Here is a 16,876-nt window from a genome sequence, read left to right as displayed (position 1 = left end):
GTAGCGGAGGGCATTTGATATGGCTTTCGTTTCCGCCCCACGGCGCGGGGCACCGACACGCTTTCGGCGCGACGGTGAGTATCGAACGGCGATGACGGACGCCGACGCGTTTGACGCCGCCGTACGGGCAGTTCGCGAGGAGATAGACCCGGGTCCCGAGGAACGCGACCGCCTGTCGGCGACCGCGGCCGAACTCGTCGAACGCGCAGAAGACGCCGTCGCGGATCTCGACGCCGACGCGGACGTGATACTCGTCGGGAGTACGGCACGGAAAACGTGGATCAAGGGCGACCGCGATATCGACGTGTTCGTCCGGTTCCCGCCCGATATCGACCGCGAGACGCTCGAAGAGTACGGCCTTCGCGTCGGCAACGAAGTCCTGCCGGACGGTCACGAGGAGTACGCCGAACACCCCTACGTTACCGGCGAGTACGACGGGTTCGACGTCGACCTCGTACCGTGCTACGACGTGCCCGCGGCGACCGAGATACAGTCGGCCGTCGACCGCACGCCGTTTCACACCGAGTACTTGCGCGAACGGCTTGACGACGACAGCGCCGCGGACGTACGCCTCGCAAAGCAGTTCCTCAAGGGGATCGGCGCGTACGGCAGCGACCTCCGGACGCGGGGGTTCAGTGGCTACCTCACCGAACTGCTCGTTCTGGAGTACGGCGATTTCCGCGGGTTCGTCGAGGCGGCGGCGGACTGGAACCCGCCGGTCCGTCTGGATCCGGAGAACCACGGCGCGCGTGAGACCGCGTCGCCCTCTCGGAACGACGAGGGCGGCACCGCCGACCTCGCTTTCGACGACCCGCTCGTCGTGATAGACCCAACGGACCCCGAGCGAAACGTCGCGGCCGTCCTCTCCGCGGACAACCTCGCCCGCCTCCAGCACTACGCCCGCGAGTTACTCGACGACCCGCGTTCCGACCTGTTCTTCCCGTCCGAGCCGACCCCGCTCTCGGCGGACGACGTCCGCGCGCATATCGCCGAACGCGGGACGACGCCCGTCGCCGTCCGGTTCGACGCGCCCGACATCGTCGAGGACCAACTGTACCCGCAACTCCGAAAGTCGCTTTCCGGCGTGACCGACGAACTCGACCGCCGCGGGTTCGACGTCCTCCGCGCGACGACGTTCGCCAACGACGACGCGGTCCTGTTCGCGGAACTGGCCGTCGCCGAACGCCCCGCCGTCGAACGCCACGAGGGCCCGCCCGTCCACCTCCGCCAGCACGCGACGGGGTTTTACGAGAAGTACGCCGACAGCGGCCGTCAGTCGGACTCCGACTCCCGAGACGGCCAGTCCTCGGGCCGGTTCGGTCCGCCCTACGGTCCGTTCGTCGACGGCGACCGCTACGTCGCCGAGCGGCGGCGGGAGCACGCGACCGCCGCGGGCTTTCTGGAGAGCGACGCGCTGTTCGACGGCGGCCTCGGCGTGACTGTCGAAGACGCACTCCGAGAGGAGTACGACGTGTTGGTCGGCGACGACGTGGCGGCTCTCGCCGAAGCGTTCGGCGTTGAACTCGCCCGCTACTTCTCGCCCAGGCCGTGAACACGGCGCAGTTCGTCACGTAATTCGTCGACGTCGTCGTTGACTTCGTTTTCGGGTTCGACCGGTGACCGGCCGTCGAACACCTCGTGGACCATCCTGACGCCCTCGGCGAGCACGTCCAGGCCGTAGCCGCCTTCGAGGACGAACCCGAGGGCGGCGTCCGTGTCGTCGGCGATGCTCCGAACCCGGTCTGTGAGAACGCCGTACCCCTCCGTCGAGACGCGCATCCGCGATATCGGGTCGTGGCGATGGGCGTCGAACCCCGCGCTCACGAGCAGTAGGTCGGGGTCGAAATCGACGAGTGCGGGCGTCACCACCGTCTCCGCGACGCCGGCGTATTCGGCGTCACCCGATCCGGCCGGGAGCGGGACGTTCATCGTGTACCCGCCGCCCGCCCCCTCGCCCGTCTCGTCCACTTCTCCGGTCCCGGGGTAGATGCCGTCCTCGTGGATCGAGACGAAGAACACGTCGTCACGGTCGTAGAATATCTCTTGAGTGCCGTTGCCGTGGTGAACGTCCCAGTCGATAACCGCGACGCTGTCGACGCCCGCGTCGTTGTCCAGTGCGGCCTGGGCGGCGACGGCGACGTTGTTGACGAAGCAAAACCCCATCGCGTCGTCGGTGACAGCGTGGTGTCCGGGCGGACGGCCGATTGCGAACGGGGTCCTGCGACCGTCTTCGCCCGCGAGCGCGGTTTCGGCCGCCCACTGTGCGAGGCCCGCACTCTTCAGGGCCGCGTCCCACGTGCGTTCGACGGCCACCGTGTCGGGGTCCCAGTTGCCGCCGCCGTCGTCGCAGAACTCGCGGAACTTCGCGACGTACTCCGGGTCGTGGACCGCCTCGACGGCGGCCGGGTCTGCGGACGAGGCGTCGACGTACGAGACGCCGTGCTCCCGCTTCAGACCCTCCCGGATCGCTCGGAGGCGGTCCGGCGTCTCCGGGTGGCGCGTGCCCGTATCGTGGTCCAGGCAGACCTCGCTGTAACCGAACTTCATCAATCGAAGAGCGTGAAGTACGTCTCGATGTCCTCGGCCTTAATCGTTCGCCGGTCGGCGTGACGCGCCAGCGTCGCCGCCGCGGCGGCCACGTTGTCGGCGTAATCTTCGAGGATGTCCGCCAGAGCGATCCTGGCGTCCATCGAGACGCGATAGCTGTTATCTATGGTCAGGCGTGCGATGCGGTCTACCGGTGCGACCGGCAGTTCCAGCGAATCCTTGTCGACTACCTGTTCGACGCCGAAATCCTCCGCCATCAGCGTCTTCCGTCCGTCCTCGGTGGCGTGCTCCGCGGCGTCGACCGCCAGCGTCGCTCCGTGTTCCTGAATACGACGAGCCAATTCCTCGGCGGCCTCTGCACTCACGCGCAACTCCCCGGCGTTGCGGCGAATAATGGTGTCGACCGGGGCGAACGGTAACTCGACGCTCATACCCAAACCCGGGTGGGACGCACCCTTAACCTTTTTCGTAGTGACGATCCACCGATCTGCGCTCGTTTCAGAACACGTCGTCCGCGTCGATGCGGCCGTCGGCGGCGGTCCCCCGGACCGTCACTTCCTGTCCTAACCGCACGTCGGCGTCGGTTTCAACGCTCATCGTCTCCTCGCCGTCGTCGAGGACGACCGGGTCGCCAGCCTGGACGACAGTCCCGGTGAACTCTACTTCCTCGCCGTCCGCGGTGACCGCCGCGGCCCCGCCGCCATCGCCGGACCTGTCGGTCGCGGCGGCTTGGGTCGGGTCGCCGCTCGCTGTACCGTCGCGACTCGCAGTCGAACTGCCGTCGTCCGCGTCGTCGCCGAACGCGTCGAGACCGGTCGTCCCGTCGTCGCTTTCGGCTCCGCCCGAAACGCCGTCGGACTCGCCGAGTACGGTCACGGTCGACTGCCAACCGGCGGAGGCTTCGATGTCGTCTTGCCACCCGTCCTGGATCTCGACGTCCGTCAGCGCGATCTCGTCGCCCGGAGCGATGTCCTCGTCCGCCTTGTCTCCCCACAGGGCGACGCGGATATCTCCAGTGTCGTCTTGCACGCGGACGTTGCGGACCTGGCCCTCGCTCCCGTCGTCGCGGTCGAACGTGCGTTTCGGGTCGGCCGAGCGGACGACGCCGCTGATGTCGACCGTCTGGCCGATCTCCAGCGTCTCGATCGGCGTGCTCTCGGGGGTGTACTCTATCTCCTCGTCTATCTCCTCGACCGCGCCGCGGTCGCCGACGTGGAGTTCGAGCGACCCGTCCCGTTCGCGGACGTAGCCATCGACTACTTCGACGGCGTTACCCGACGACAGTTCGTCGGCGCGGTCGGCCATGTCGTCCCACATCGTCACGCGAACTTTGCCGGTCGAGTCGCCGAGGACGAGGTTCGCCACCTTCCCTTCGCTCCCGTCGTCGCGGTCGAACGTGCGGACGGACTCGGTGTCCAGCACTTTGCCCGCGAGGTTCACGTTCGAGAGGCCGAGCGAGAGGTCCTCGACGCGGTACGCGTCCTGGATCTGTACGTCGATGTCGTCGGTTACGTCGGGGTCGACGTCGTTGACGTTGACCTCGACGCCGTTGTACCCCTCTTTCGGGCGGCCCTTGACGGCGATCACGTCACCTACTGCGAGTTCTTCAGTGGCGCTTGCGGCCATCTTGTCCCAGAAGGTGACGCGGATGGCCCCGGTCTCGTCCGCGAGTTCGACGTTGACGACCTGCCCGTCTTCCTCCTCTTCGCCGTCCCGTTCGAACGTCCGAACCTCGCCGACGCCGGTCACCTTCGCGGTGAATTCGACGTCTTCCATCCCCGGTTCCACGTCGGCGACGCCGTCGACCTCGCTCTCGTCGAGTTCGTGGGCGATGAGCATCGCCGCAGTCTCCTCGTCCGCGAGTCCGCCCATCTGGTCGACCTTCTCCTCGACGGCTTCCCGGAACTCTTCGAGGGAGACGTCCGCATCGAGATCCTCGTAGACGTCCTCTATCTCGCCCATGAATATACGGACAGGCAAGGTTGGACCGCGCTTAAGCGTTGTCCTTGCCCATTCGGCCCGCCGCAGTCTTGCGATCGGCGCTTCGCTCTTGTGTCCATCTCGCCGGTTGCTTGCGCCCCGATAGCTGATAAACCCTCGCTACGGCGAGGCGGTCGTAACGGTCGTGGTCTCTTCCTGTCTGCGGTGTTTTACGGTCACTGTTTCAGGAACACCTTCTTCGAACCCGACCGACCCCTCGTACTCGACGACTCCCACGCACTGCATGCAGGCCTTGCCGTTCGAGGCTACGCCGATGACGACGACGAACTCGTCGCCGTCGTACTTGGCTGATTCGAACGCCGCCTCGTGACACGGGTCCGGTGCGCTGACGACGCCGCTCAGGTCCACTTGACCGTCACCGAACGAGACGCTCGCGGTCTCCGAATCGCCGGACGACTGACAGTCCGTGTTCGTAGTGCTGATCGATCTGGCTGTGACATCCGACGCTCCTCCGCCGGCCGCTTCTTCCGTCGTCGTTTCTCGGTTCGTCTCCTCGTCGTCCGTCGCTTCTGTCGTGGTGTCCTGGCTCGTCTCCCCGTTGTCTGTCTCGTCTGTCTCCGTGCTACCGTCGTCGTTACCCCCGTCGTCCGGGTCGGACAGACAACCCGCTCCCGCGCCGACTGCGACTGCCGCCGCCACCGACGTCCGCCGAAGCACGTCGCGTCGTTTCATGAATTCACATCTGACAGCGTTGGGAAAAGCCCTTGTGTACGGTCAAAGGCGGTTTTGACCTTCCCCGGACGCCGATCTGACGACGAGTCCGTCCATCCGGACGCCGGCGGTCGTTTTCCCGTGTCACCGTGCCGCACCCCGTTTGTAGACCGTAACCGCTTTACGTATCACCCGGAAACGTAGAGTTGAGTCCGGGTAGGGTAGTGGACTATCCTCTTGGCTTGCGGAGCCAGGGACCGGAGTTCAAATCTCCGTCCGGACGCTTCTCACACGTTTTGTTTCTGAACAGCAGTTACTCCGTTTCACTGTTTGTCTACCGACGACTGAGTGGGTGGTCGATACGTCCGTCAGAGCGTTCTGGACCGGTTACCGCGAGGCCGCTCCGTCTCCCGTGTCGTTCGAGCGTCTGCGAACTCCGCGTCTGCCGAGCGAAAGGCGTTAGGTCCGGAGCGGCCAACTCCGGATATGCGCGACCACCTCCGAGCGGGCGTGGCAGTGTACAACGCCGGCGAGTACCACGCCGCGCACGACGCCTGGGAGGACTACTGGCTCGACCTAGAGCGAGACACCGACGACGAGCGACTGCTTCACGGGCTGATTCAGTTCACTGCAGTGGTGCATCACGCTCGCCAGCGAAACTGGCAGGGCGTCGCCGGCCTCGCCGAGAGCGCGACCGAGTACCTCGCCGGCCTACCCGACGAGTACCGCGGGATAGACGTCGCCGCGGTGCGGTCGGTTCTCGCACGCTTCGACTCGGACCCGGAGCGGATAGAGCGGTCGCCGCCGCCGCGTCTCGTCCACGAGGGAGAACCCGTCACGCCGGACGACCTCCGGTTCGGCCCGTCGGCTATCGCGGCCCGGATCATCGCCGAGGAGTCCGAGCGGTTCGACGAAGACGTACTGGAACAGGGGGCGGCCTACGCCCGCGACGACCTCGACTGCGGACAGGGAACGAGCGAGTTCGTCACGTTCGTGATGGATTTCGCCCGGTCCCCGGACGACCGCGACATCATCTACCAGCGACTCGCAGAACACGTCGCACAGCGCGACCACCGGGCGTCTGACGTCGCCGGACTGTTCGACTAGTCCGCCGCCTGAAGGCGGAGCGTCACGACGCTCCCGCGGGGGTCGTTATCGTCGAACCGTACCTCGCCGCCGAGGGACGTGACTATCCAGTTGACCAGCCACAGACCGAGACCGCTCCCGTGGTCGAGTTGGGTTATCTCGCGGTTGCCGGTGAGGACCTCCCGCTCCGTCTCCGGGATGCCCGGCCCGTCGTCGCGGATCTCGATCTCGACCCAGTCGTCGACCCGTCTCCCCGTGACACGGACCGAGGGGACCGCGCGGTCGGTGTGTTCGACCGCGTTGTCGAGGACGTGTTCGAGCGCCCGTTCGAGTCCGTCGTCGGCCTCCACGGTGAGTCTGTCGGGGAGGTCCGTGCTCAGATCGACCGCCGTATCGCCGTGTGCGGCGACCACCCGGTCGACGAGCGCAACGACATCGACCGGATACCGGTCATCGTCGTCACGGTCGAGCGTTCGCTCTATCTCGCGGATCTTGTTGCTCAGGTCCGCGACCTCGTTCGCCGTCTGCTCTATCGCCGTCGCCGCCGACTCGATGTAGTCCGCATCGGCGTCGGGGTCGACGAGTTCGGCGTAGCCGCTGATGACGTTCATCTCGTTACGCATGTTGTGGCGGAGTACCCGGTTGAGCACTTTCCGGCGGCGTTCGCGCGTCTTCCGGTCGGTGATGTCCGTGTAGATGCCGTAGCCCTCGTACTCGTCGCTCTCGTCGCTTCGGTCGATCGGCACGCCGCGGAACAGGAAATGCCGGATCCCGTCCTCGGTCTGCCGACGGATCTCGGTTTTGACGCGCCCGTCCGTCACGACGCGTTCGTCGAGATCGGCCGCGTTTCTCCGCTCGTCCGGCGGGACGACGAAATCATTGAGTGGCTCCCCGGCTATCTCCTCGGCGTCGTAACCGAACGCGTCCTCGAAGGCTCGGTTGACGTCGCGGACGAGCGGTTCGCCGCCCTCGAACGACGTGCGGACGACGGCGTCCGGAATGTTCTCGAACAGCGCCGACAGCCGGTCGCGCTCCTGTTCGAGTTCTGCTCTCACTCGTCTTCGGTCGCTGATGTCCCGCACGACGCCGACCACGCCGTGTAACTCGGTGTCCGGACGGGAGAGGATCGCGCTGTCTATCTCGACTGGGATCCGCTCACCGTCCGCCGTGGTCACGTCCGTCTCGACGACGGTCCCCGTTCGGTCCCCACGCAGGAGTGCCCGCTCGTCGTCCGTATCGGTGATGACGGTGGAGACGTGCGCGCCGAGCAGATCCGCCCGTCCGTAGCCGACCATCGCGAGAAACGGGTCGTTGACGAGCAGGAACGCGCCGGTCTCGTCCAGCACGCACACCCGGTCTTGGACCGTTTCGAATATCTGCTCGTATTGTTCGAGTTCCCGCTCGCGCTCGCGGAGCAGTTCGACCCGCTGCGCTCGTTCGAGCGCGACCTCCACGTTGGCGGCGAACAACTGCGCGAAGTCGATGTCGTGGTCGGCGAACTCCTGTCGCTCGGTCGACGAGGTGACCAGGACGCCGTGACTGCCGAGCGGGATCTGGAGTTCCGTTCGAACCTCCGTGTCCGGGTTGTAGACGTGGTCCGCCTCCCGGATGTCCGGATAATAGACGAGTTTACCGGTTTCGAACGCGCTCCACACGATAGACTCGTCCGGCCCGAAATCGGGAATGTCCCCGAACAAGTCTCGCGTCTCCTGCGTACTGGCGACCGGTTCGAGACGCTCGGTCTCCTCGTCGTAGAGAAACACCGAGGTGACCGATAGACCAAGTACGTCCTTCGCCGCTTGGACGGCGATATCGCAGATCTCCGTTCGCGACTCTCCGGCCATCAAGTCACGGGTGACCGCGTGCAGTTCTGCGAGCGTCTTCTCGTGTCCGTCGTTCCCACCGTCGGTACCGCCGATCGATCCCGTGTCGAGCGGCCGCGTCGCCGGATCGCCGGGTGCGCCGGTCACGGAACGGATCCGCTTCGCGAGTCGGTCCTCAGCGTCGGGTCCGTTCCGCAGGACGTACTCGGCCGCGCCCGCCGTGATAGCCTCGCTCGCAAGCGTCTCGTCGCCGTCGGCGGGAAACAGGATAACCGGCAGGTCGGGGTACTGGCATCCGAGCGTCTCCACGAGGCTGAGGCAGTTCATCTCCCCGAGGTCCTGTGCGCAGACGACGCAGTCGGCCTCTCCCCCGTTCTCCACGGCGGCGTTCTCGCTCACCGCATCGACGTCGATCCCGTCCCGTTCGAGCGCCGCTACGCTGTTTTCGTCGCCGCCGACGTAGAGCACTCGGATGGACGACTGCATTACGGTACCGCCGACAACGGAACCCCCACATATAAGCTGTTTTGCCGATCCATTCTGTTCGGTGTTTACCGCTCCGTTGAGTTCAGTGCCCGCGGCGTCGGGAACAGACCAGTCGGACCCTGCGAGTAGAAGAAAGAGTTATTTCGACCCGAACTCTTCGTTCATCTATGGCTCAAAATCCGGTCGAGGACAATGTTGTCACGCGGTTCCTCCTCGGCTTAGCGGTCTTCGCGGCCATGGCGATCGGCGGACAGGCGGTCGCTATGTCGTTTCTCTCCCTCGGCGTTCCGTACGCGAAATGGGTCGGCGTCGGTGTCGGAGCAATCGCCGTATTCATCGCGTTTACCGCGCTCTACAGGCGCTACGATGCGTCCTACTCCGCCGAGTAACGAGGTGTCTTCTCATACTGTCGGCTGTACTCCCCTGCAGAATATCGGACTCCCGGGGGTCCGAGTATCGTTCCGAAGCTACAGCCGACAGTATCACACGGCAGGCGGAGCGGTTCACCGATACGCCGCCTCCGCTTCGGGAGCGCCCTGCGAGGATCTGAATTACTCCCGAACTTGAGCGGTACCGCGCTTAGCTTCCTTCAGAAGTGCGCTCGTCGCCGTCCCACGCGGCGGAGTTGTCCTGCGGGTCGTATCCCAGCATCTCACGGGCGCGGTCGATGGAGTAGTACTTCCGGTCATTGTCGCTGATGCCGTAGACGATCTCGTACTCGTAGTCGGCCCGGAGCGCGCGGTCGAAGAGGTGGGCGCAGTCGCGGTAGGAGAGCCACATCGCCTGCCCGCGCTCGTAATCTATCGGCGGGTGCGATTCGGTGAGATTGCCGATGCGGACACAACAGACCCGCAGGTCGTGGTGGTCGTGGTAGTAGCGCCCGAGCACCTCGCCGGTCGCCTTCGAGACGCCGTAGAGGTTGCTCGGCCGCGGAAGCTCGGTCCCGTCCAGTCGGTACTCGTCGTGCGAGCGGTACAGTCCCGGCGTTCGCTCGTCGGTTTCGTACGCCCCGACGGCGTGGTTCGAGGAGGCGAAGACGACGCGGTCGACGTCGGCGTCGGCCGCCGCCTCGAACACAGTCTTCGCCCCGTCGATGTTGTTCGTCAGCACGCTGTCCCACGGCGCTTCCGGGCGCGGGTCCCCGGCGAGGTGGATCACCGCGCCGACCCCGTCCATCGCGTCGCGGATCGCCTCCTCGTCGGTCACGTCCGCGACGACGAACTCACCGGGCTGGTCGCCGGTCGGCGGGTCCCGGTCCAGCAGACGCCACTCGTACTCGTCCGCCAGACCACCGAGGATCGCCTGTCCGACACGGCCCGACGCGCCCGTGAGCAAGACAGGGTCGTCCATTCGTATGTTTCCAGAGGATACCGGGATAAGAAACGTGCGATCCGTTCTGTCGCCGCTGCGCCGACGCGCTCTCGCGACCCGAACGCACTTGCCCCGGGCGACCATCCGTCCGGCCATGGATCCGACCGACAGGGAGGCCGCCTGCTTCGAGGCCGGCATCAAGTTCGGGTCGCTGTATCACCAGTTCGCGGGCACGCCGGTGAGTCCGGAGAGCGCCGCGAGCCTCGAACGGGCGATGGCGGAGGCCATCGAGAACCAGCCGTACTGCGAATCGGTTACCGTCGACGTGTTAGACGAGGCTCTCGCCGCCGAATTAGCGGAGCAGTCGGCAGACTACACGGAACTCACCGGGCGGTTCGTGGAAGTCGAGATGCGGATCGAGTACGAGGGCGTCACCGCCCGGACGCGGATGGAGATGGAGGGCGACTACCCGCTGATGAAACTGGTCGATGTCGGCGAATAGCCGTTTCGGGCGCGCCATCGTCGGATTACACTTCCGCTTTCGGGCAACCTTTTAAAGCTACCCGCGTGGAATGTCAGCACATGAGTCAATCCAGTCTGGACGACGACGAACTGTTCGGCGAGGCGGCTTCCGAGATGCGGTCGGACGTCGAGGAATCACTCGACGCCGCGCGGTCGGAGCTGCCCGATAGCGACGATGTTTGGGAGACCGACGCCGACAACGTACTCGGCGTGCTCAACGGGCTTCGGTCCGCACTGGACGCCGGCGAGGCGGAGGACCATCTCCGCGACGCCAAGAAGTGGTTCACGATGGGCCAGCGAGCGGACGCGTTCGACGACGCCGACGACCTAGAGGAGGCTATCGCGGACCTGGAGGAACTCGTCGAGGAAATGGAAGAGGCGGCCGACCAGGTCGGCGACCTCACTGCGACGGTGCCGGACCTCCGCGGGTCGCTGGACGAGGCCGAGACTGAGACCGAGGAGGCCGAGGACGACGGTGACGAAGCCGACGAGGAGTGATACGGACTGTTGTAAGCCATTTCCGGATAGCGCCGACACGGGGTCGGCGCATACCGATACACAGTTACAACTCTCACTATACGGGTTCGACGGCGGAGGTTCACCTGTCTGACGGCCGGGAGATGTCCCGCTCCGCGACGGCGGCCAGCAGCTCAGCGAGCGCCGCGGCGGCCAGGTCGAGCAGTTCCGCGCCGCGAGCGGCGTCCCCCTGAGCGGGGTCGCCCACCACGCCGTTTTCCGTGAACTCGGCCGAATCATAGGCGAGGTTCGTGCCGCTCACCCAGTCGCCCCAGCCGTCACTGGCACCGTCGCGTGCCGCCTCGACGCGATCCTCTCGCACCGACTCGGGGCGGACGTGCCGCAGGAGTGCGGTTTCGAGGGGGCCGCCGTGACCCATGTCCGCGGCGTGGTCGCCGACGGCGTCGAACCAGGTGAACGGGACGGCGTACGCCTCGTCCTGTCGGGTTATCGTCCCGGCGACTTCGCGGAGAGCGGGGACGTTACCGCCGTGACCGTTCGCGAGGACGACGCGGTCCCAGCCGTGGTACGCGAGGCTGTCGACCGTCTCTCGGACGTAGTCGCGGAAGGTGTCCTCGCTGACCCACAGCGTCCCAGGGAACTGGCGGTGCTCTTCGGCCACGCCGACCGAGACGGGCGGCGCGACGACCACCTCGCCGTCGTACGCATCGACGCCCGCTTCGGCGACGGCTTCGGCGGTGATGGCGTCGGTCCCGAGCGCTGCATGGGGACCATGCTGTTCCGTGCTCCCCACGGGTAGCACAGCCAGATCCGTCTCGGCGTCCGCGGCGTCCGTCCACGTGGCGTCGGTCAGATGCACGTTCCGAGACTGCACGTCGGCGGGCTTATATGTGGGGCAAACGGTTTGCCTTCGCTCGTCGTCGTTTCTCACGGGGGAAATCAGCATGACAGACGACGATACGGAGATGGGGGTCGATTTCGGCGAGTTGAACGACCAGATCGAGAATCACGAGTATCCGACAGATTCCGAGGTGTTACTGGACGAATACGGCGACGAAACAGTCACGTTCTCGGAAGGTGAGGCGACCGTCCGCGAACTCCTTGAACCGATGGGCGAACAGGAGTTCGCGAACGCCGAGGAAGTCCGTCAGTCCCTGCTCAACATGGTCGGCGACGAGGCGATCGGACGGAAAAACTACAGTGACCGAACCCCGCCAGCGCCCGGCGAGGACCGCCAGGACGAGGGAGCGCCCGGCCAGGACGTGTCCGAGGACCAGGAGTCATTTTAACGGGCTTTTTCGGCCCACACAGAGGGTAGTAACCCGAGGTTTCTCCGACTGTGTTGTGGGAGAGACTCCCGCGGTCGCTGTAACTGTGACTTACCTGGAGAAACAGAGCGCAACGGACTCTGTCTCTTATTCGGCCCGTGGCGATAGGGGATTGTACATCTACATGCCGCACAAAAACAGCGTACGGCGACGCGATACGAGGGCTGATCGGTCCAACGGAACGACAGTGACCGACCCACAGCAATTCGCCGTCGACCACTCCGGTGACTGGGGTGTTCACCGTGACCAACGATAGCGCGGCCGAGGCGACGCGCGCGGTTGCTTCGCTTCAAGGGGACGGCGCTCCCATCGTCGTTTCGAACCGCCAACCGTACAGCCACGAGTACGAGGGCGGCGAAGTGACGGTCGACCGACCCGCAGGGGGGTTGACTGCCGCGCTCGATCCGGTGTTACAGACGGTAAACGGGACGTGGGTCGCATGGGGAAGCGGTGACGCTGACCGTGACGCCAGTGACAACGGCGTTGTCGCCGTACCCCCCGACGACCCGTCGTACGACCTTCACCGCGTGTGGCTGGACGAGGAAGCGGTCGAAGGGTACTACTACGGCTTCAGTAACCAGATGCTGTGGCCGCTGTGCCACACCGACACGGCCCGGGCCTCGTTCTCCCAGGACGACTGGGAGCAGTACCGGAGCGTCAACGCTCAGTTCGCGGAGGCGGCGACGGCCGCCGCGGACCAGTCCTCTCCCGTCATCTGGTTTCAGGACTACCACCTGTCGCTCGCGCCGCGTATCGTCCGCGAACGCCTCCTCCCCGACGCGTTCTGCATGCACTTCTGGCATCTGCCCTGGCCGGGATGGGACGCGTTCAGGGTCTGTCCGCGGGCGGCCGCGGTACTCGACGGACTGCTCGCAAACGACCTCCTCGGCTTTCACACGCCGGAGTACTGTCAGCACTTCTTCGACTGCGTCGAACGGACGCTCGACGCGGCAGTCGACCGCGACACTGGAACGGTGCGCTACCGCGGCGGGGTCACCACGGTACGGCCCTACCGTCTCGGCATCGACGCTGCGGCGCAGGCCAAACGCGCTCGGTCGTCCGAGGCAGCGGACTTCGGGTCCGCGTTCCGCGAGACACACGGGATCCACGAGAACACGCGCCTCGTGCTCGGCGTCGACCGCCTCGACTACACGAAAGGTATCGAGCGACGCCTGGACGCGATCGAACGGCTCTTGGAGCGCTCGCCGGAGTGGCGAAACCGCCTCACGTTCGTCCAGAAAGGGGCCGAGAGCCGGAGTTCGATCCCGGCTTACAGCCGCCTCCAGACCCGCGTCGCGGAGCGGGTCGAGGAGATAAACGACCGCTTCGGTACTGACGACTGGCAACCCGTCGTCTACACCACGTCGATGTTCTCTCAGGAACACCTCGCCGGACTGTACCGCGAGGCGGACCTCGCGCTCGTCACGCCTATCCGCGACGGGATGAACCTGGTCTCCAAGGAGTTCGTCGCCGCACAGGTCGGCGACCCCGGAACGCTCGTCCTGAGCGAGTTCGCCGGCGCGGCCGAGGAGCTAGGGGAGGGTGCCGAACTGGTCAACCCGTACGACGTCGAAGCCGTGGCTGACGCCGTCGAACGCGGCCTGCGACTACCGACCAAGGAGCGCCAGCAGCGAATGCAGGTCGCCGGCACTCAGGTTCACGGGAACGACGTGTACGACTGGATCGCCGACCAGTTCCGGACCGCACGCTCGATACAGGCGGGCAAGCGATTCCCCGCCCAGCGCAGTCCTCAGTCACAGTGATGTCCGGGGAGACCGACCCAGACAACGCTCCCGAGGAGGTCGCGGCCGCCGTGACTGCCGTGACTGAAGCGCTCGGAGACGCTGACGGTCTCGCGGCGTTCTCCGACTTCGACGGGACGCTCGCACCGATCGTCGACCGTCCGGATGCGGCGAGGATAGCCCCCGCCGTCGAGGAAGAACTGGCGGTGCTCCGAGACCACCCCGAGACGGTTGTCGCCGTCGTCAGCGGTCGCGCGCTTGACGACCTGCGCGAACGCGTCGGCGTCGACGGGATCGGTCTCGCCGGGAACCACGGCCTCGAACTCCACGCGGGCGACGAGACGGTGGTCAACCCGGACGCCAAAGCCGCAAAAGAGACGATCGACGCGGTGTGCCAGCGCCTTCGCGAAACTATCGACGTCGCCGGTGCGGTCGTCGAGAACAAGGGCGTGACGGCGACGATCCATTACCGGATGGTCGACGACAGCGAGGTTCCTCTGGTGCGCGACTGCGTTCAGGACGCTATCGCGCCCACGTCGCTGCGACTCACCGAGGGCAAGGAAGTACTCGAACTCCGTCCGGACGTGGAGTGGGACAAGGGCCGTGCCGTCGAGTGGTTGCTCGACCACCTCACGCCCGACGGGGAAGGGTGGACGCCGGTGTACGTCGGCGACGACACGACCGACGAGGCGGCCTTTCGCGCGCTGCCGCCCGAGGGAATCGGCGTGAAGGTCGGAGGCGAGGAGACGGCGGCGGACTATCGCGTCCGGGACGTGGACGACGTTCGCAGGTTCTTCGAGGGCGTCGTGGGATCCCCGGAACTGGGCGACTCCTGATGCAGTTCGCGTGAACGCCCCTCACTGTCGGCTGTACCTTCGGAACGATCCTCGGACTCCCCGGGACCCGATGTTCTTCTAGGGCTCGCAGCCAACGGTATCAGTCGTCGGTAGTCTCGGTCCGCGCCTGGCGTTTCGCCGCTCGCTCGACGAACTCCTCCGGTAGCTCGTCGATTTCGCCGGCCTGAACGCCCCAGAGGTGGGCGTAGAGGCCGTCGTTTTCGAGCAGGTCCTCGTGTGTGCCCCGCTCGACGATCTGGCCGTCTTCGAGGACGACGATCTGGTCCGCGTCCTTGATCGTCGACAAGCGGTGAGCGATCGCGAACGTGGTTCGGTCCGCGGTGAGTTTGTCAAGCGAGCGCTGGATGAGCATCTCCGTCTCCGTGTCCACGTCGCTGGTCGCCTCGTCGAGGATCAGGATCTCGGGGTCCTTGAGGATCGCTCGGGCGATGGATATCCGCTGGCGCTGGCCGCCGGAGAGTTTCACGCCCCGCTCGCCGATATCCGTGTCGTAGCCGTCAGGCAAGTTCTGGATGAACTCGTGGGCCTCGGCCATCTTCGCGGCTTCCTCTATCTCCGCTTCGTCCGCGTCGAACGTCCCATAGGTGATGTTTTCCTTGACCGTTCCGTAGAACAGGAACGTCTCCTGGCTCACGTAGCCGATCGACCGCCGGAGACTTGGGATCGTCACGTCGCGGAGGTCGGTGCCGTCGATCTCGATGGCCCCCTCGTTCACGTCGTACATCCGCAGGAGGAGTTTCAACACTGTCGACTTGCCGGCTCCTGTCGGGCCGACCAGCGCGAGGGTGTCTCCGCCTTCGACCTCGAACGAGACGTCCTCGATTATCGTCTCTGCCTCCTCGTAGCCGAAGGTCACGTCGTCGTAGACGACGTCGCCGTCGTCGACTGTGAGTTCATCGGCAGCGGGGTCTTCCTCGATCCGACTGGGCTCGTCCATTAGGCCGAAGATACGCTCGCTCGACGCGCGAGCGCGCTGGTACATGTTGATTATCTGCCCGAACTGCGCCATCGGCCAGATGAACCGCTGGGTGAGCAGGATGAACGTGACGAACTCGCCGCTGCTCAGCGTCCCGGTCAGCGGGCCGGGACCGCCGGCGCTCGCGGGCATGAGCACCCAGAGACCACCCGCGAGGAACGTGATGACGAAGCTCACGCCGGCGAGCAGGCGCAGTCCGGGGAAGAACTTGATCCGCGTCGCGATGGCGTCCCAGTTGGCGTCGAAGTAGTTCTGGGAGACGTCCTCGACGCGGTCCGACTCGTACTCCTCGGTGTTGCTCGTCTTGATCACCTGAATGCCGCCGAGGTTGTTCTCCAGGCGGGAGTTGACCTTCCCGACGCTGGATCGGACGTCGGCGTACTTCGGCTGGATCGTCTCGATGAATTTCCAGGTGAACAGCCCGATCAGCGGCACGGCAACAAGCGCCACGAGGGCGAGTTGCCAGTTGTAGTAAAAGAGGATCCCGGCGATGCCGAGCACCATCACCGATAGGCGAAACATGGAGTTCATCCCGTCGTTGAGAAAGCGCTCCAGGCGATTCACGTCGTTCGAGAGGATAGACATCATCTCCCCGGTCTGCTTGTCGGCGAAAAAGTCCATGTTCAGCCGCTGCATTTTGTCGTACGTGTCCGTCCGCACCGCGTGCTGGATGTTCTGTGCGAATGAGTTCCAGCCCCAGTTGCGGATCCAGTGAAACGCCGCACCGAACGTGAACGCGGCGGCGATCAGACCGACGGTGAATATCAGTTGGCTCTCCGGGTCCGACGGCAGCCACGCGTCCGGGACCAGCCACAGCGCCGTGAAGGATTTCTCGTCCCGAAAGATGGCGTCGAGCGCGAACCCGAGCAGCACGGGCGGCACGAGGTCCAGCAACCGCGCGAAGATGCTCGCGACGAGTCCGACGACGAACTGAAACGCGTTTTCACGGCCGTACTCCCCGAACAACCGCCGCATCGGGTTCTCGGCGCTCTCGCGCTGTTCCTCGAACGGGTCGTCGTCCTCCGCGTGGATACCCATCGGTATGGATCAGATCTTCCACGGTAAAAGA

16 protein-coding genes and 1 tRNA gene are annotated in these 16,876 nt (G+C 65.5%); 9 read left to right on the top strand and 8 right to left on the bottom strand.

What is annotated here, in order from left to right; all coding sequences use genetic code 11:
- The first annotated feature begins 91 nt into the window (after positions 1-91).
- A complete protein-coding gene (gene cca, locus EYW42_RS03955; protein WP_135533943.1) occupies positions 92-1,552 on the top strand; it encodes a CCA tRNA nucleotidyltransferase in 1,461 nt (486 codons plus the stop codon).
- Here cca and EYW42_RS03950 read toward each other — a convergent pair.
- From EYW42_RS03950 to EYW42_RS03935, 4 genes are all read right to left on the bottom strand, one after another.
- Positions 1,531-2,547, bottom strand: a complete 1,017-nt coding sequence (locus tag EYW42_RS03950) for a histone deacetylase family protein (RefSeq protein ID WP_135533942.1) — start codon at positions 2,545-2,547, stop codon at positions 1,531-1,533. The two genes, cca and EYW42_RS03950, sit on opposite strands and share 22 nt — an antisense overlap.
- Positions 2,547-2,978: a histone gene (locus EYW42_RS20410; protein WP_135533941.1), complete on the bottom strand. Its 432-nt coding sequence runs from the start codon at positions 2,976-2,978 to the stop codon at positions 2,547-2,549. Before EYW42_RS20410 ends, EYW42_RS03950 begins: the two co-directional genes overlap by 1 nt.
- 67 nt (positions 2,979-3,045) lie before the next feature.
- Positions 3,046-4,509, bottom strand: a complete 1,464-nt coding sequence (locus EYW42_RS03940) for a single-stranded DNA binding protein (RefSeq protein WP_135533940.1) — start codon at positions 4,507-4,509, stop codon at positions 3,046-3,048.
- Positions 4,510-4,647: 138 nt separating this feature from the next.
- Complete coding sequence (locus tag EYW42_RS03935; RefSeq protein WP_135533939.1) at positions 4,648-5,220, bottom strand: hypothetical protein; 573 nt, start codon at positions 5,218-5,220, stop codon at positions 4,648-4,650.
- A 189-nt stretch (positions 5,221-5,409) separates the two neighbouring features.
- Here EYW42_RS03935 and EYW42_RS03930 point away from each other — a divergent pair.
- Positions 5,410-5,482 (top strand) — tRNA-Arg (locus EYW42_RS03930).
- Positions 5,483-5,685: 203 nt separating this feature from the next.
- Positions 5,686-6,306, top strand: a complete 621-nt coding sequence (locus EYW42_RS03925; protein ID WP_135533938.1) for a DUF309 domain-containing protein — start codon at positions 5,686-5,688, stop codon at positions 6,304-6,306.
- Here the strand turns inward: EYW42_RS03925 and EYW42_RS03920 are convergent.
- Positions 6,303-8,594, bottom strand: coding sequence for a PAS domain S-box protein (locus tag EYW42_RS03920; protein ID WP_135533937.1), 2,292 nt, complete (start codon positions 8,592-8,594; stop codon positions 6,303-6,305). The genes EYW42_RS03925 and EYW42_RS03920 overlap by 4 nt on opposite strands.
- Before the next feature lie 167 nt (positions 8,595-8,761).
- On the opposite strand from EYW42_RS03920, the gene EYW42_RS03915 reads away from it, so the two are divergent.
- Entirely contained in the window at positions 8,762-8,983 is a 222-nt protein-coding gene (locus tag EYW42_RS03915; RefSeq protein ID WP_135533936.1) for a hypothetical protein, read from the top strand.
- A 190-nt stretch (positions 8,984-9,173) separates the two neighbouring features.
- Here EYW42_RS03915 and azf read toward each other — a convergent pair whose 3' ends face one another.
- Entirely contained in the window at positions 9,174-9,944 is a 771-nt protein-coding gene (gene azf / locus EYW42_RS03910) for an NAD-dependent glucose-6-phosphate dehydrogenase Azf (protein ID WP_135533935.1), read from the bottom strand.
- A gap of 115 nt (positions 9,945-10,059) precedes the next feature.
- Between azf and EYW42_RS03905 the strand changes: the two genes are divergently transcribed.
- Positions 10,060-10,407 carry a dihydroneopterin aldolase family protein gene (locus tag EYW42_RS03905; protein WP_135533934.1) on the top strand — a complete coding sequence of 116 codons (348 nt, stop codon included), beginning with the start codon at positions 10,060-10,062 and terminating at the stop codon, positions 10,405-10,407.
- An 80-nt stretch (positions 10,408-10,487) separates the two neighbouring features.
- Positions 10,488-10,925 (top strand): DUF5790 family protein, encoded by a 438-nt coding sequence (locus tag EYW42_RS03900; RefSeq protein WP_135533933.1) that lies wholly within the window; start codon positions 10,488-10,490, stop codon positions 10,923-10,925.
- A 100-nt stretch (positions 10,926-11,025) separates the two neighbouring features.
- On the opposite strand, the gene EYW42_RS03895 is transcribed toward EYW42_RS03900, so the two are convergent.
- Positions 11,026-11,763, bottom strand: coding sequence for a creatininase family protein (locus tag EYW42_RS03895; protein WP_135533932.1), 738 nt, complete (start codon positions 11,761-11,763; stop codon positions 11,026-11,028).
- Between the two features lie 85 nt (positions 11,764-11,848).
- Here EYW42_RS03895 and EYW42_RS03890 point away from each other — a divergent pair, with 85 nt between their 5' ends.
- The 3 genes from EYW42_RS03890 (at position 11,849) to otsB (ending at position 14,810) form a co-directional block, all read left to right on the top strand.
- Entirely contained in the window at positions 11,849-12,193 is a 345-nt protein-coding gene (locus tag EYW42_RS03890; protein WP_135533931.1) for a DUF5789 family protein, read from the top strand.
- A gap of 281 nt (positions 12,194-12,474) precedes the next feature.
- Positions 12,475-13,995, top strand: a complete 1,521-nt coding sequence (locus tag EYW42_RS03885; protein ID WP_135533930.1) for an alpha,alpha-trehalose-phosphate synthase (UDP-forming) — start codon at positions 12,475-12,477, stop codon at positions 13,993-13,995.
- On the top strand, positions 13,995-14,810 hold the full coding sequence (otsB, locus tag EYW42_RS03880; protein ID WP_135533929.1) for a trehalose-phosphatase: 816 nt from the start codon (positions 13,995-13,997) through the stop codon (positions 14,808-14,810). The genes EYW42_RS03885 and otsB overlap by 1 nt, the downstream gene beginning before the upstream one ends.
- Positions 14,811-14,910: 100 nt before the next feature.
- Here otsB and EYW42_RS03875 read toward each other — a convergent pair whose 3' ends face one another.
- Positions 14,911-16,845: an ABC transporter ATP-binding protein gene (locus EYW42_RS03875; RefSeq protein ID WP_135533928.1), complete on the bottom strand. Its 1,935-nt coding sequence runs from the start codon at positions 16,843-16,845 to the stop codon at positions 14,911-14,913.
- Between the last annotated feature and the right edge of the window lie 31 nt (positions 16,846-16,876).

Source organism: Halostella pelagica, assembly GCF_004762015.1.
Lineage (GTDB): Archaea > Halobacteriota > Halobacteria > Halobacteriales > Natronoarchaeaceae > Halostella > Halostella pelagica.
The sequence above is the reverse complement of the archived record's forward strand: the minus strand, read 5'-3'. Positions and strand labels throughout refer to the sequence as shown.